The 15,311-nt window shown below is 65.4% G+C and carries 12 protein-coding genes; all 12 read left to right on the top strand.

All coding sequences use genetic code 11. The annotated features are described in order from the left end of the window. The first annotated feature begins 113 nt into the window (after window positions 1–113). The 12 genes from QN397_RS13795 (at window position 114) to QN397_RS13850 (ending at window position 15,299) form a co-directional block, all read left to right on the top strand. The gene (locus QN397_RS13795) at window positions 114–1,283 is read left to right on the top strand and encodes an ROK family protein (protein ID WP_323501188.1); all 1,170 of its coding nucleotides are present in this window, start codon (window positions 114–116) and stop codon (window positions 1,281–1,283) included. Continuing rightward, on the top strand, window positions 1,280–2,809 hold the full coding sequence (locus QN397_RS13800; protein WP_323501148.1) for a sugar ABC transporter ATP-binding protein: 1,530 nt from the start codon (window positions 1,280–1,282) through the stop codon (window positions 2,807–2,809). The genes QN397_RS13795 and QN397_RS13800 overlap by 4 nt, the downstream gene beginning before the upstream one ends. Next, window positions 2,787–3,803, top strand: a complete 1,017-nt coding sequence (locus QN397_RS13805; RefSeq protein WP_323501149.1) for an ABC transporter permease — start codon at window positions 2,787–2,789, stop codon at window positions 3,801–3,803. The genes QN397_RS13800 and QN397_RS13805 overlap by 23 nt, the downstream gene beginning before the upstream one ends. Window positions 3,804–3,888: 85 nt before the next feature. Next, on the top strand, window positions 3,889–4,860 hold the full coding sequence (locus QN397_RS13810) for a substrate-binding domain-containing protein (RefSeq protein ID WP_323498790.1): 972 nt from the start codon (window positions 3,889–3,891) through the stop codon (window positions 4,858–4,860). A 36-nt stretch (window positions 4,861–4,896) separates the two neighbouring features. Further along, entirely contained in the window at window positions 4,897–6,063 is a 1,167-nt protein-coding gene (locus tag QN397_RS13815; RefSeq protein ID WP_323501150.1) for a Gfo/Idh/MocA family oxidoreductase, read from the top strand. A gap of 96 nt (window positions 6,064–6,159) precedes the next feature. After that, window positions 6,160–6,678, top strand: a complete 519-nt coding sequence (locus QN397_RS13820) for a DUF3617 domain-containing protein (protein ID WP_323501151.1) — start codon at window positions 6,160–6,162, stop codon at window positions 6,676–6,678. A 91-nt stretch (window positions 6,679–6,769) separates the two neighbouring features. Continuing rightward, the gene (locus QN397_RS13825; RefSeq protein ID WP_323501189.1) at window positions 6,770–7,918 is read left to right on the top strand and encodes a mandelate racemase/muconate lactonizing enzyme family protein; all 1,149 of its coding nucleotides are present in this window, start codon (window positions 6,770–6,772) and stop codon (window positions 7,916–7,918) included. A gap of 37 nt (window positions 7,919–7,955) precedes the next feature. Continuing rightward, window positions 7,956–8,942: a tripartite tricarboxylate transporter substrate binding protein gene (locus tag QN397_RS13830; protein WP_323501152.1), complete on the top strand. Its 987-nt coding sequence runs from the start codon at window positions 7,956–7,958 to the stop codon at window positions 8,940–8,942. Window positions 8,943–9,172: 230 nt separating this feature from the next. Next, on the top strand, window positions 9,173–10,246 hold the full coding sequence (locus QN397_RS13835; protein WP_323501153.1) for a ligase-associated DNA damage response exonuclease: 1,074 nt from the start codon (window positions 9,173–9,175) through the stop codon (window positions 10,244–10,246). Further along, complete coding sequence (locus QN397_RS13840) at window positions 10,243–11,895, top strand: ATP-dependent DNA ligase (RefSeq protein WP_323501154.1); 1,653 nt, start codon at window positions 10,243–10,245, stop codon at window positions 11,893–11,895. Before QN397_RS13835 ends, QN397_RS13840 begins: the two co-directional genes overlap by 4 nt. Before the next feature lie 85 nt (window positions 11,896–11,980). After that, entirely contained in the window at window positions 11,981–12,556 is a 576-nt protein-coding gene (locus QN397_RS13845) for a hypothetical protein (protein WP_323501155.1), read from the top strand. Between the two features lie 70 nt (window positions 12,557–12,626). Then, a complete protein-coding gene (locus QN397_RS13850; protein WP_323501190.1) occupies window positions 12,627–15,299 on the top strand; it encodes a ligase-associated DNA damage response DEXH box helicase in 2,673 nt (890 codons plus the stop codon). Window positions 15,300–15,311: the final 12 nt, after the last annotated feature.

Below are 15,311 nucleotides of genomic sequence, written 5' to 3' on the forward strand. Positions count from 1 at the left end.
TGTCTGGCTGAAGCCACGCCTCTAATATTCGCGTTCGCCCGGCATCAAGACCGGCGCAACGAGACATGGAGACACAACGCTTGGCACGTTGGAGCGCACTCACCGCCGACGAGATGCAACTGCTGGAGACGACCTTTTGGTCGACCGGCGGTTCGCGTCATGGCATGGCGGAGCGCCTTGGTTTTTCCAAAAGCAAAGCCAATGCGCTGATCGCCGGGCTGGTCGATCAAGGGCTGCTCGCCGAGTCGGGACTGCAAAAATCCTCCGGCGGCCGCCGCGCAGAGAACCTTCAACTGAACGTCGCGCTCGGCGTGCTCATCGGCATCGACATCGGCGCGACCAGCATCGACGTCGCCGTGCTGGGACCCGACCTCGCTGTGCTGGCGCACCACTCTGAGCCGGCCGATGTGCGCGACGGCCCCGGCGTCTTACTGGCCCGCGTGCGCACCTTGATGCGCGAGCTGCTCACGCGTTGCGGCAGCAGCGCCAAAGAGGTGATTGGCATCGGCATCGGTGTGCCTGGTCCGGTCAACTTCGAGAACGGTCAACTGGTCAACCCGCCGTTGATGCCGGCATGGGACAGCTTCTCGATCCGCGACTACCTGCGCGAAGACTATGCCGCACCCGTCTTCGTCGACAACGACGTCAACCTGATGGCGCTCGGCGAACTCTGGCGCCTGCAACGCTCGCTCTCCAACTTTCTCGTAATCAAGGTCGGCACCGGCATCGGCTGCGGCATCGTGTGCCACGGCGAGGTGTACCGCGGTGCTGCCGGTGCAGCGGGCGACGTCGGCCACATCTGCGTCGACCAGGAAGGGCCGCGCTGTCATTGCGGCAACCTCGGGTGTGTCGAAGTGATGGCGGCGGGCCCGGCGATCACGCGCATGGCCGTGGCGGCGGCGGAAGCGGGCCAGAGCACCGCGCTGGCCGAATGCCTGCGTGCCCACGGAACGATCGAAGCGCTCGACGTCGGCCACGCCAGCCGCGAAGGCGACGCTGCGGCCAACGCCATCATCCAGCGCGCCGGAAGTTTGATAGGCCAGATGCTGGCGTCGGTCGTCAACTTCTTCAATCCATCGCACGTGTTCATCGGCGGCGGCATCACGCGCATCGGCCCGCTCTTTCTGGCGTCGGTCCGTCAGAGCGTTTACCAGCGGTCGCTGGCGCTCTCGACGCGCCACCTCGAAATTCAGTACACGCCGCTGGGCACCCAGGGCGGTTTGATCGGCGCGGGCGTGCTGGCCATGCAAGAGACGCTCAGGGTGCGTGGAGTGGCGCCATGATCAGTGGTTCTGGCGTGTCCGTCGAGTTCGACAACGTTGTCAAGGCGTTCGGCGCGGTGCAGGTGCTGCACGGCGTGAGCTTCGCCCTGGCACCTGGTCGCGTCTACGGCTTGCTCGGCGAAAACGGCGCCGGCAAGTCGACGTTGATGAAGATCCTGGCCGGCTACGAGCCGTTGACCGGCGGCGCATTGCGCGTCAACGGCACGCAGCAGGTATTCGCAAGCTCGAGAGACGCCGAGGCGCTCGGCATCGTGCTGATCCACCAGGAGTTCAACCTCGCTGAAGATTTGAGCGTCGCGCAAAACATCTTCCTGGGGCACGAGAAAAAAAGAGGCTGGCTGCTCGACGACGCCTCGATGGAGCGAGACGCTGCCGCTGCACTCGCGCAGGTCGGACTGCGGGTCGACCCGACGACCAAGGTGCGCCGCCTCATCGTCGCCGAGAAGCAACTGGTCGAGATCGCCAAGGCCGTCGCGCGTCGCGCCCGCCTGCTCATCATGGACGAGCCAACCGCCACGCTCACGCCCGGCGAAACCGAGCGCCTCTTCAAGCTCATCGCGCAGCTCCGCGCCGATGGCGTGACCATCGTCTACATCTCGCACAAGCTCGATGAAGTCGAGCGCGTGACCGACGAAGTGATCGTGATGCGCGACGGCCGATTCGTCGCGCGCTCGCTGACGGCCGACATCACACGCCATCAAATGGCGAACCTCATGGTCGGCCGCGAACTGTCGGACCTATACCCTCCGCGCGACGTGGTCGTGACGGCCGATGCGCCCGCGATGACGGTGCGCAATTTCAGCGTGCCCGGTTGGGCGCAGGGCGCGAGCTTCGAAGTGCGCCCCGGCGAAATCCTCGGCTTCGCCGGCCTTGTCGGCGCTGGTCGAACCGAACTCTTCGAAGGTCTACTCGGCTTGCGGCCCGCGAGCGGCAGCGTGGAGATGCTCGGCAAGCCGGTGCCCGGCGCCGCCGGATGGCGCAACCCGCGCGATGCTGCCAAGCATGGGCTGACCTACCTCAGCGAAGACCGCAAGGGGAAGGGCCTCCACGTCGATTTCGGACTGCGCCAGAACCTCACGCTGATGGCGCTCGAGCGCTACGCCCAGCCGTGGCTAAAGCCTGATGTGGAGCGCGCGGCGCTGGCCGAGGCGATAAAGGACTTTGGCATTCGCACCGGCTCACCCGACGTCAAGGCGTCCTCGCTGTCGGGGGGCAACCAGCAGAAGCTGGCACTCGCCAAAGTGCTGCAGCCGCACCCGAAGGTCGTGGTGCTCGACGAGCCGACGCGCGGCGTCGACGTGGGCGCCAAGCGCGACATCTATTTCCTGATCCAGCGACTCGCCCGTGAAGGGCTCGCGGTGATCGTCATCTCGTCCGAACTGATGGAACTGATCGGCCTGTGCCACCGCGTGGCGGTGATGCGCGCAGGCCGTATCGTCGCCACGCTGGACGCAGAGCAGCTGACAGAAGAGGAGCTGATCGCTCATGCCACCGGAACCGCAAATGCCACCGCCCAAGCTGACTGAATCGACCGAGTCGACCCATCGCGCCGAGGCCCGGCCGCGCTGGACGGAGCGACTGCGCGCCGTCGGTCCGGTGCTCGGACTCGTGCTCCTTTGCATCGTGGGTACGGCGCTCAACAGCGATTTCGCGACCGTCGACAACGCGATGAACGTGCTCACGCGCACTGCCTTCATCGGCATCATCGCGGTGGGCATGTGCTTCGTCATCATCTCGGGCGGCATCGACTTGTCGGTCGGTTCGATGGCGGCGCTGATCGCGGGCAGCGTGATCATGTTCATCAACTGGGCCGGACCGGCATTCGGCTCGCCCCTGCTCGCGGTGGTCATGGGCGCGGTGCTGGCGGTCGTGCTGGGCGCCGTGTTCGGGCTGGCGCACGGCCTGCTCATCACCAAGGGGCGCATCGAACCTTTCATCGTGACGCTCGGCACCCTTGGCATCTTTCGCGCCTATCTCACCTACTTCGCCGACGGCGGTGCACTCACGCTCGACAACAACCTGTCGGACCTCTATGCACCGGTGTACTACGCCAGTCTTTTCAGCATTCCGATCCCGGTGTGGGTCTTCGTGATCGTCGCCATCATCGGCGGCATCATCCTCAACCGCACGGCGTATGGCCGCTACGTGCAGGCGATCGGATCGAACGAACAAGTGGCGCGCTACGCCGCTGTCGATGTCGACCGCGTGAAGATCCTGACTTACGTGCTGCTCGGCGTGTGCGTCGGCATCGCGACGCTGTTGTACGTGCCTCGTCTCGGCTCCGCTTCGCCGACCACCGGCCTGCTGTGGGAGCTCGAAGCCATCGCAGCCGTGATCGTCGGCGGCACGGCGTTGAAAGGCGGCGCGGGCAGCATCACCGGTACGGTCATCGGCGCCATCCTGCTCTCGGTCATCAGCAACATCCTGAACCTCACCAGCGTCATCAGCGTGTATCTCAACGCGGCGGTGCAGGGTTTCGTGATCATCAGCGTCGCGTTCCTGCAGCGCGGTCGTCGCTAGTTCGATTTTCGATTTCGCTTCCGTTTTCCGTTCCCGTTTCATCAACCAAAAGGAGACATCCAGCATGACAAACATCACCCAACACATGAGCCAAAATTTCAGTCGACGCATTGCGCTCACGGCCGTGGCCGCAGCCGCCATCGGGCTGGCCAGCACACCCGCGTTCGCCGACGAAAAGGTCAACCTCGGCGTGTCCATTCCGGCAGCGACGCACAGCTTCATGGGCGGCATCAACTACTGGGCCAACCAGGCGAAGAAGGATCTGGAAAAGGCACACAAGGACTTGAAGATCACGATCAAGACGGCGGCCAACGCGCCGGAGCAGGCCAACCAGTTGCAGGACTTGTCGACGGTCACCAAGATCAACGCGCTGGTCGTGTTCCCATTCGAGTCTGCGGCCCTCACCAAGCCGGTCGCGCAGGTCAAGGCCAAGGGCGCCTACGTGACCGTGGTCGACCGCGGCCTGACCGACACCAGCGCGCAAGACGCCTACGTGGCGGGCGACAACACGGCCTTCGGCAAGATCCCGGCTGAGTACATCGTGAAGACGCTCGGCGGCAAGGGCAACGTGGTCGCACTGCGCGGCATCGCGACCACGCTCGACAACGAACGCATGGACGCCTTCAACGCGGTGCTCAAGGGCAGTCCGGACGTGAAGCTGCTCGACGCCAAGTACGCTAACTGGAACCGCGACGATGCCTTCAAGGTGACGCAGGACTACCTCACGCGTTTCAAGGAAATCGACGCCATTTGGGCTGCCGACGACGACATGGCGGTGGGCGTCGAAAAAGCCATTGCGCAGGCCAAGCGCACGGATATCAAGATCATCTTCGGTGGCGCCGGCGCCAAGGGCGCAGTCAAGACCATCATGGACGGCAGCGACCCGCGCATCAAGGCCGACGTGAGCTACTCGCCCAAGTTCATCTATGACGCGATCAAGCTCACGGCCGAAGCGCGGCTCAAGGGCGAGAAGCTGCCGGCGACGACGATCATTCCTTCGGTGCTCATCACCAAGGACAACGCCAAGGATTTCTACCATCCTGATTCGCCGTTCTGATCTTGGTCCGATGCAGACTTTGCGCACTTCGCGAACATGATCTCTGAAAATTTTCGCAAGCTGCGCTACGCGATGGTCGGCGGTGGCCGCGATGCCTTCATCGGCGCGGTGCACCGCAAGGCCATCGCGCTCGATGGGCAAGTGGACCTCGTGGGGGGTGCGTTGTCGTCCAGCCCCGAGAAGGCCCACGCATCGGGTCGCGACCTGTTCCTGGCCGACGATCGCAATCATGGCGACTGGCAAAGCCTGCTCGCCGACGAACTCACGCGACCGATCGATGAGCGCATCGATTTCGTCTCGATCGTCACGCCCAATCACGTGCACTTTCCGGTGGCGCAGGCCTTCGTCGACGCCGGCTTTCACGTGGTGTGCGACAAGCCGCTGGTGCACACACGGGCGCAGGCCGACGCGTTGATTGCAGCGGTGCAGCGGCAGGGCACGGTGTTCGGCGTGACTTACAACTACACCGGCTACCCGATGGTCCGCCAGGCACGCGAGATGGTGCGCGCGGGTCAGCTCGGCACGGTGCGCAAGGTGGTCGTCGAATACAACCAAGGCTGGCTCGCGACGCAGCTCGAAGCCGGCGGAACCAACAAACAGGCCGACTGGCGCACTGACCCGGCGCGGAGCGGCGCAGCGGGCGCCATCGGCGACATCGGCTCCCATGCGGAGAACCTGATCGCGACGGTCACCGGTCTCGAAATCGAAGCCCTTTGTGCCGATCTCTCGGCACTGGTGCCGGGCCGTGCACTCGACGACGACGGCAGCCTGCTGCTGCGGTTTGCCGGTGGCGCGCGCGGCGTGCTGATCGCGTCGCAGGTCAATACGGGCGTCGAAAACGACTTGCGGCTGCGCGTGTCGGGGACGCTCGGCACGATCGAGTGGCGGCAAGAGCAGCCGAGCCAGCTCGTGCATCTGCCGCACGAGGGACCCAGGCAGATCCTGACGCGCGGCTCGCCGTGGTTGTGCGAATCGGCACGGCGCGCGAGCCGGCTGCCGAGTGGCCATCCGGAAGGGTTCATCGAAGCCTTCGCCAATGTCTATGCGGGCATCTCAGCAGACATACGCGCCAGACTCGCGGGCACGACCGCCGACGCGATGACGGCCGACTATCCGCGCGTGGAAGACGGCGCACGCGGCGTGCGTTTCATCGAGCGCACTGTTGCATCGGCCGCCAGCGACGCCAAGTGGACGGCTTGGTGACAATGGCTGTCGCGCCGAGCTAGGCCGATCGCACTATTTCGCGGCATCGAGCAGCGCGGTACAAGTTCTGATTGCTTCCATCGTTCGGAGTCCTCCATGAAGATTCGTTTGCCCGTCGCGGCACTGTGCCTGTTGTCGTGCATCACCGCGACAGCTGCGTTTGCCATCGACTACCCCGCGCGCAAGCCCGGCCTTTGGGAAATGAAGATCGGCGACGGCACTGCCGCTGCCGCGGACCAGACCATCCAGCAGTGCATCGACGCGAGCAGCGACCAGGCGATGCGCGACATGGCGCAAGGCATGGGCACGGGCAAGGACGCTTGCTCGAAGCAGGACATGCGCAAAGCGGGCAGCACGACGGTCATCGATTCGGTGTGCAAGGTCGGTACGAGCATTGCAACCACGCACGCCGTTGTCACGGGCGACCTGAGCACCGGCTACCGCATGGAAAGCACGTCGACGTACCAGCCGCCCTTCATGGGAAAAACCGAGGGAAAGGCGGCGATGGATGCCAAGTGGGTCGGCCCATGCAAGGCCGACCAGAAGCCTGGCGACATGATCATGTCGAACGGGATGAAGATGAATGTGCTGGAGATGGTGGGCAAGAAAAAGTAGTCCGCTTCGATAGTTACCCGCTGTAATTCGCAGCGGGCGTGTCCCAGAATTTGGAAGGCTCACAGAGGCCAAATTTCAGGAGACAAGCATGTTGAAGATCACCCGCATCACGGCCATTCCGCTGTCATATCGCCTGCCCGAAGGCAAGACGGTCACGATGGGCATCGGCAGCACGCTCAAGCGCGACACCATCATCATCCGCGTCGAAACATCCGAAGGCATCACAGGCTACGGCGAGGCCCATCCGGGCCGAAGCCCGGGCGCCATCGTCAGCCTGGTGCACAACACATTGCAGCCCCTGCTGCTCGGCATGCAGGCGACCGATTGCGTCGGCGCCTGGCAGCGCGTGCACCGCATGCAGCTGTCGAGCCACGGTCTCGGTGCCGGCACCTGCCTGGCGCTGTCGGGCATCGACATGGCGCTGTGGGACATTCGCGGGAAGGCCGCCAACATGCCGCTGTACGAACTGCTGGGAGGCAGCAAGCGGCGCATACCGGCGTACGCGGGCGGCATCGCGCTCGGCTATCAGCCGGCCGAGTCGATGGCCGAAGAAGCGCAGTCCTATGTCGAGCAAGGCTACAAGGCGGTCAAGCTGCGCGTCGGTGACAACGTCAAGAACGACATCGCTCGCGTGCGCAAGGTGCGCGAGGTGCTGGGCGACGACATCGACATCCTGACCGACGCCAACACGGCCTACACCATCGCCGATGTGCGCCGCGTGCTGCCAGCCCTGGCCGACATCCATGCGGGCTGGCTCGAAGAGCCCTTCGCCTGCAACGACTTCGCTTCCTACCGCGAGGCCGCCAAGATCACGCCGTTGGTGCCGCTCGCGGCCGGTGAAAACCACTTCACGCGCTTCGAGTTCGGGCAGATGCTCGACGCGGGCGCGGTACAGGTGTGGCAGCCCGATCTGTCGAAGAGCGGCGGCATCACCGAAGGCGTGCGCATCGCGGCGATGGCCTCGGCCTTTCGCATTCCGGTGCATGCGCACAGCTCGGCGACCGGCCTCAATCACGCAGCCACGCTGCACTTTTTGGCGGCCACTGAAAACGCCGGCTACTTCGAAGCTTGCGTGTCCAAGTTCAATCCATTTCGCGACATGTTCGGCACGACCTTCACGATCGGTGCCGACGGCTGCGTCGAACCGCCTAGCGCGCCGGGCATCGGCATCGAAGTGGACGAGTCGATCTTCGAGAAGTACCCCATGCAGGACGGGCCGGGCTACGTCGTCAAGTTCTGAAAAACAAGAACCGCAAGACAAAACGAGAGACAACACCATGCTTAAAAACTTATCGAAGGTGCTCGCGCCGTTGTGCCTCGGCGTCATGGCTGCGCTGATGGGCGGTGCGACTGCCGCGGCCGACGACTACCCCAGCAAGCCGGTGCGCATCATCGTGCCGTACACGCCCGGCGGCTTCAACGACACACTGGCGCGCACCGTCGGCGATCGTCTGTCGAAGGTCTGGAAGCAGTCGGTCATCGTCGACAACCGGCCTGGCGGCAACACGGTGCTCGGTAACAACCTGGCGGCCAAGGCGCCGGCCGATGGCTACACCATGCTCATCACGCCGCTGCCCTATTCGGCATTGCCGGCACTCTACGGCGGCAAGCTGCCTTACGACGCGGTCAAGGATTTCACGCCGCTCGTGTGGGCCGGCAGCACGCAGAACGCGCTGGTGGTCCGCAACGACCTAGGCGTGAACAACGTGCGCGAGCTCATCGACTACGCCAAGAAGAACCCCGGCAAACTCAACTTTGGCTCGACGGGTTCGGGCTCGTCGAACCACCTGTCGATGGAGCTTTTCATGAGCATGACCGGCACGCGCATGACGCATGTGCCGTACAAGGGCAGCGCGCCCGCGGTCATGGGCATGCTCGGCAGCGAGATCGACGTGCTGTTCGACAACGTGCCCAACCTGATGCAGCAGATCAAGGCCGGCAAGCTGAAGGCGATCGCCGTCACCGGTGCCGAGCACGCTGCGTTGTTGCCCGACGTGCCGACCGTCGCTGAAGCCGGCGTGCCGGGCTACGAGGTCAATGTGTGGTTCGGAATGCAGATGCCGGCCGGGACGCCCAGGGCATCGGTAGCGCGGGCTAACCAGGACATCGTCCGCATCCTGCGTGACCCCGAGGTGGTCAAGCTGTTCCGAGACCAGGGCGTCGAAGTGGTCGCCAGCACGCCTGAGGCCTTCGCTGCGCTGTTGCAAAAGGAAATTCCGAAATGGAGCAAAGTGGTCGAGACTGCCAATATCAAGCTTGACTGAGACGTCTTGAGCCACTGGCGCTCCGTGCGCCTGCGACGCCACCGCGAGGTCGGGCAGTACGTTCATCACGCGCAGCGTTTGCTGCACCACCCGGCTGAAGTTCAACCGACGACGTAGTGAATGCGCGATGAACGTAGTCCGGTGCCCACAGCGCTTCGCGGCCGCGCATCGGCCCGCGAGCGCCGGGCTGCCTCTACGATTGCGCATACATGCACGTGCCCGCTACCCCGATGAGCTTCGCCTCGCGCCCCGACGATCTGGTGGTGGCCCGTCCTGAGGGCCTCTACTGCCCGGCGGGCGATTTCTACATCGACCCGTGGCGCGCGGTCGATCGTGCCGTCATCACGCATGCGCACTCCGACCACGCGCGCATCGGCCACGGCCACTACCTTGCGCAGACCGACAGCGAGGGCACGTTGCGAACTCGGCTGGGTGCCGACATCAACTTGCAGACCCTGCCTTACGGCGCAGCGATAGAGCACAACGGCGTGCGCATCTCGCTCCACCCTGCCGGCCACGTGCTCGGCTCCGCGCAGGTCCGCCTCGAACATGGCGGGCGCGTGTGGGTCGCGTCGGGGGACTACAAGACAGAGCCCGACGGCACCTGTGCGCCCTTCGAGCCGGTGCCGTGCGACACCTTCATCACCGAGTCGACCTTCGGCCTGCCGATCTACCGCTGGCCGACGCAGGCGCAACTGAGTGCCGACATCAACGACTGGTGGCGTCGCAATGCCGACGACGGCCGCGCCTCGGTGCTGCTCTGCTATGCCTTCGGCAAGGCGCAGCGCATCCTGCACGGTGCGGACCCGTCAATCGGGCCGATCGTGGTGCATGGCGCGGTCGAGCCGCTGAATGCGGTGTATCGCGCCGCCGGCGTCGCGCTGCCGCCGACGCTGCGCGTGAGCGACCCCGAAGTGAACCCGCAGATGCTCAAGCGCGCGCTGGTGCTGGCGCCGCCGTCGGCGCAGGGCACGCCGTGGATGCGCCGCTTCGGCAATTATTCGGATGCGTTCGCGAGCGGCTGGATGCAGTTGCGCGGCACGCGCCGCCGTCGCGGTGTCGACCGCGGCTTCGTCATGAGCGATCACGCCGACTGGCCGGGATTGCAGAAGGCCATTGCCGGCACCGGCGCCGAGCGCGTGTTCGTGACGCACGGCAGTGTCGCGGTGCTGGTGCGCTGGCTCACCGACAACGGGCTGGAAGCGCAGGGGTTCAAGACGGAATACGGGGATGAGGATGTGGCGGACAAGGCGGAGAGCCCCCATCCCAGCCTTACCCCAGCGGGGGAAGGAGAAACGCAGTGAAGGCATTCGCTGCGCTCTATCGCGAGCTCGATGCGACCACCTCGAGCCTCGCCAAGCAGGCCGCTCTGCAGCGTTATCTGCAAGCCGCTGCACCAGCAGACGCCGCGTGGGCGGTCTACTTTCTCGCGGGCGGCAAGCCACGCCAACTGGTGCCGACCAAGCTGCTTCGGCTGCTCGCGCAAGAGGCCGCAGGCTTGCCCGAATGGCTCTTCGACGAAAGCTATGAAGCAGTCGGCGACCTTGCGGAAACCATCGCGCTGCTGTTGCCGCCGCCGACCGAGCAGCACGATCTCGGGCTCTCCGTATGGATCGAACAGCACTTGCTGCCGCTGCGCAAAACGGCGGCCGACGAACTCGCGGACGCGCTGCGCGCGCAGTGGCGGCAGCTCGCGACGGACGAGCGCCTTGTCTACTTCAAGCTCATGACCGGCAGCTTCCGCGTCGGGGTGTCGAGGCTGCAGGTCACGCAGGCGCTGGCGGCGGTCGGCGCCATCGATGCCAAGCGCGTGGCACAGCGGCTGATGGGCTACACCCACATCACAGGACAACCCACGGCGCGCGACTACGCCACGCTCATCGCGCCCGAAAGCGATGGCGAGCAGAACCAGCAGACCAGCGGCCAGCCGTACCCGTTCTTTCTCGCGCATCCCTTCAACGAACCGGTCGAGCGCTTCGACGCGCTGCTCGGCGCGCCCGCGAACTGGCTGGTCGAGTGGAAGTGGGACGGCATCCGTGCGCAGCTGGTCAAGCGCGCCGGCCAAGTCTGGCTGTGGTCCCGCGGCGAAGAACTCGTGACCGACCGCTTCCCCGAGCTCGCGACCATGGGCGAGGCGCTGCCCGATGGCACCTTGCTCGATGGCGAGATCGTGGTGTGGCGAGACGACAAAGTGCAGCCCTTCGCCGAACTGCAACGCCGCATCGGCCGCAAGACGCTCGGCCCCAAGCTGCTGCGCGAAATCCCGGTCGTGCTGCTCGCCTACGACCTGCTCGAATGGCAAGGCAAGGACCTGCGCGCGCTGCCGCAGGAACAGCGCCGCATGGCGATGGACGCGCTCCTGACCGAGGTACAGCACCCGCAACTCATCGCGAGCCCGACGCTCACCGGCGACGGCTGGGCCGACCTGTCGCGCCAGCGCGAAGCCGCCAGGTCGATGGGCGTGGAAGGGATGATGCTCAAGCAGCGCCACGCCGCGTATGGCGTGGGCCGCACCAAGGACGTCGGCACTTGGTGGAAGTGGAAGATCGACCCGCTCAGCATCGATGCCGTGCTGATCTACGCGCAGCGCGGCCACGGGCGACGCGCCAGCCTGTACAGCGACTACACCTTCGCCGTGTGGGATGGTCCGCCGGAGCAGGAAGACCGCAAGCTCGTGCCCTTCGCCAAGGCCTATTCAGGCCTTACCGATGCGGAGATGAATCGCGTCGACGCCGTCATCCGCAAGACCACCATCGAAAGCTTCGGCCCGGTGCGCAGCGTGAAGCCCACGCTGGTCTTCGAGCTCGGCTTCGAGGGCATCGCGAAGAGCACGCGGCACAAGAGCGGCATCGCCGTGCGCTTCCCGCGGATGCTGCGGTGGCGGGAGGACAAGCCGGTGGAGGAGGCAGATACGTTGGAGACGTTGGGGGCGTTGCTGCCGGGGTCGGCCTGATGGCCGAGCGCACGAGTACCCGTGGCTGGCATCGCGATTCAGCGCTGTTTTTTTGTATCAGTAACGAACGGGTAAGGCAATTCGAATGACCGCTCCGGATTCCAAGGTTTTGGCATCGTTGGCATACCGCATGGAGGCGATTGCGATCGGCCGTCTAGCCTTGCGTCATCACATGTCTTGGGAAGAAGTCCCTTCCATGGAGATTTTTTTCGATGGGAGGCAGGTCGTTGACGGCAAGGCTACCGGGTTTACGAATGCGGCGATAGAAGCGGCAGTCATCCACTGTCGCGCCATCTTGGAGTTCCTCGGCTTGCAGGGGACGAACTCGTCAAGCCCCGGAATCTCGAACCGTCCCAATCGTAGGAATGGCGATCTGGGCGTGGAGCAGTTTTCGGCGTTATCAATGCTGACCAGGGAGCAGGCTTTGGCCGCCTACCCTGGCCCAGAGACGGAAGCGGAGGCTGCGTTGTGCCTGATCTTTCAATCTGCAAATAAAGGTTTGGCTCATATGACCAGCGCCTTCACGCCTCACAGCGCAGAGGCTCGACATCTTGAGATCGCGTTTCGCGGCGTACCCGTCCTCTTGATCATTGGGTTTTACGCGCCCCTTGGTATCCAACCGCCGAACTGCGAACTCACGTTCCGGTCGAACCCTGCCTAGCCGAATGGTTTTGGCCAACGTCGAGGGTACAGGGCTCGCAAGCCGTAAGCTGCCCGTGCTGAGCCCGCGCATGCTGAGCGAATGGTTCCAGGCCCGCGGCTGGAAACCCTTCAAGTTCCAGCGCGAAGTCTGGAAGGCCATCGCCGCCGGCGAATCCGGCCTGCTTCACGCGACCACGGGCGCGGGCAAGACGTATGCGGTCTGGCTCGGCGCACTGCTCGCGTTCGCAGTTCCGCCGAAGGCCGCCAAGCCGAAGAAGTCCGTGACGCCTGACTCGCCCGAACGGGCATCGAAGCGAAAGACAGCGCCCCCCCTCACCGTGCTCTGGATCACCCCGATGCGAGCACTCGCGGCCGACACGCTGCGCGCGCTTCAGCAGCCGCTCGAGGCACTCGCGCCCGACTGGTCCGCCGGCGCACGCAGTGGCGACACGGCCTCGGCCGAGCGCGCAGCGCAGAACGCCCGCTTGCCCACGGTGCTCGTCACCACGCCCGAGAGCCTGTCGGTGCTGCTCTCCCGCGCGGACGCGAGCGAGGTGCTGGGCAGCGTGAAGATGGTGGTGGTCGACGAGTGGCACGAGCTTCTCGGCAACAAGCGCGGGGTGCAGGTACAGCTTGCGCTGGCGCGGCTCAAGCGCTGGAATCCGGCACTCATCGTGTGGGGCATGTCGGCGACCTTGGGCAATCTGGACGAGGCGATGCGCACGCTGCTCGGCAGCGGCGCCGCGCAAGGCACGATGGTGCAAGGAGAGGTCCCGAAGAAGCTGGTCATCGATTCGCTGTTGCCGGGCCGCGCCGAGCGCTTTCCGTGGGGCGGGCATCTGGGGCTCACGATGCTGCCGCAGGTGATCGAGGAGATCGCGTCGAGCAAGACGACGCTGGTGTTCACCAACACCCGCTCGCAGTCGGAAATCTGGTACCAGGCGATGCTCGAAGCCAAGCCGGAGTGGGCGGGTTTGATCGCGCTGCACCACGGCTCGCTCGACCGCGCGGTGCGCGAGTGGGTCGAGGCGGGGCTCAAGAGCGGCGAGCTGCGCGCAGTGGTGTGCACCTCAAGTCTCGACCTCGGCGTCGATTTTTTGCCGGTCGAGCGTGTGCTGCAGATCGGCTCGCCCAAGGGCGTCGCGCGCTTGCTGCAGCGCGCCGGGCGCTCGGGCCATGCGCCCGGGCGGCCGTCGCGCATCACCCTGGTGCCGACGCACAGCATCGAGATGGTGGAGGGCGCTGCGGCGCGCGATGCGATTGCGGCCGGGCACATCGAGGCGCGCAGCACGCCGGAGCAACCGCTCGACGTGCTGGTGCAGCACCTGGTCACCGTCGCGTTGGGCGGTGGCTTCATGCCCGACGACCTGTACGACGAAGTGCGCAGCACCGCTGCCTACGCCCAGCTGTCGCGCGAGAGCTGGGACTGGTGCCTGGCGTTCGTGCGGCAGGGTGGCCCGTCGCTCGCTGCTTACCCGGACTACCAGCGCGCCGTGCCCGATGCCGAAGGCGTGTGGCGCGTGCCCGATGCGCGGCTGGCGCGCCGCCATCGCATGAACATCGGCACCATCGTGAGCGACGCCAGCATGACGGTGCAGTTCGTCGGCGGTGCCAAGCTCGGCAGTGTCGAGGAGAGTTTTGCGGCGCGCATGAAGCCGGGCGACTGCTTTCTTTTCGGCGGTCGCATGCTCGAACTCGTGCGCATCCACGAAATGACCGCATGGGTGCGTCGCGCCTCGGGCAAGCGCCCGGCGGTGCCGCGCTGGAACGGGGGCCGCATGCCGCTGTCGACCACGCTGGCCGATGCGGTCGTGCAGCAACTCGCGCTGGCCGGCGAGGGAAAGTACGACTCGCCCGAACTGCAATGCGTGCGCCCGCTGCTAGAAATCCAGCAGCAGTGGTCGGCACTGCCGACGCCGCAAACCCTGCTGGCCGAAGTGCTGAAGACGCGCGAAGGCTCGCACCTTTTTCTCTACCCGTTCGCGGGGCGGCATGTGCATCTCGGGCTCGCGAACCTGATCGCCTGGCGCGTCGCGCAACAGGCACCGCGGACCTTCTCGATCGCGGTCAACGACTATGGCTTCGAGCTGCTCAGCGCCACCGATGTCGACTGGCCGGCGCTGCTGCCACAGGTGCTTGCGCCGGTGGACGAGGCGACGCTGTTGCACGAGGTGCTCGAAAGCCTGAATGCGGGCGAGCTGGCACAGCGTCGATTTCGCGAAATCGCGCGCGTGTCCGGACTGATCTTCCAGGGCTATCCGGGCGAGAAGCGCAGCAACAAGCAACTACAGGCATCGTCGTCGTTGTTCTGGGAGGTGTTCCGTAAATACGATCCGCAGAACCGGCTGCTGCTGCAGGCCGAGCAGGAACTGCTCGCGCAGGAACTGGAGATCGGCCGCTTGCGCGTGAGCCTCGCGCGCTTGAATACGCAGCAGCTGGTCGTGCAAACGCTGGCGCGCCCGACGCCGTTCGCATTCCCTTTGATGATCGAGCGCTTCCGCGAAAAGCTCACGAACGAAAGCGTGGCCGACCGCATCGCGCGCATGGTCGAGCAACTGGAGAAGGCAGCGGGTGGCGCGGTGCCGGTGGGCGGCGTGGAGGGCGTCAGGAGCACGCTGGCGTTCGGCAGCGAGCGTCGTCCGGCCAGGGTCAAAGGCAGCGGGATCGGCAACGACAGCGGCGGCGAAAGTGCCGACGGCCAGGGCGCACGGAAGCGACCCCGTCGCGAGCGCAAGCCGTCGCGACCATTGCCGCCGCTCTAGCCTCGATGGTCC

This window comes from Variovorax sp. RTB1, from assembly GCF_035018765.1.
Classification (GTDB): domain Bacteria; phylum Pseudomonadota; class Gammaproteobacteria; order Burkholderiales; family Burkholderiaceae_C; genus Variovorax.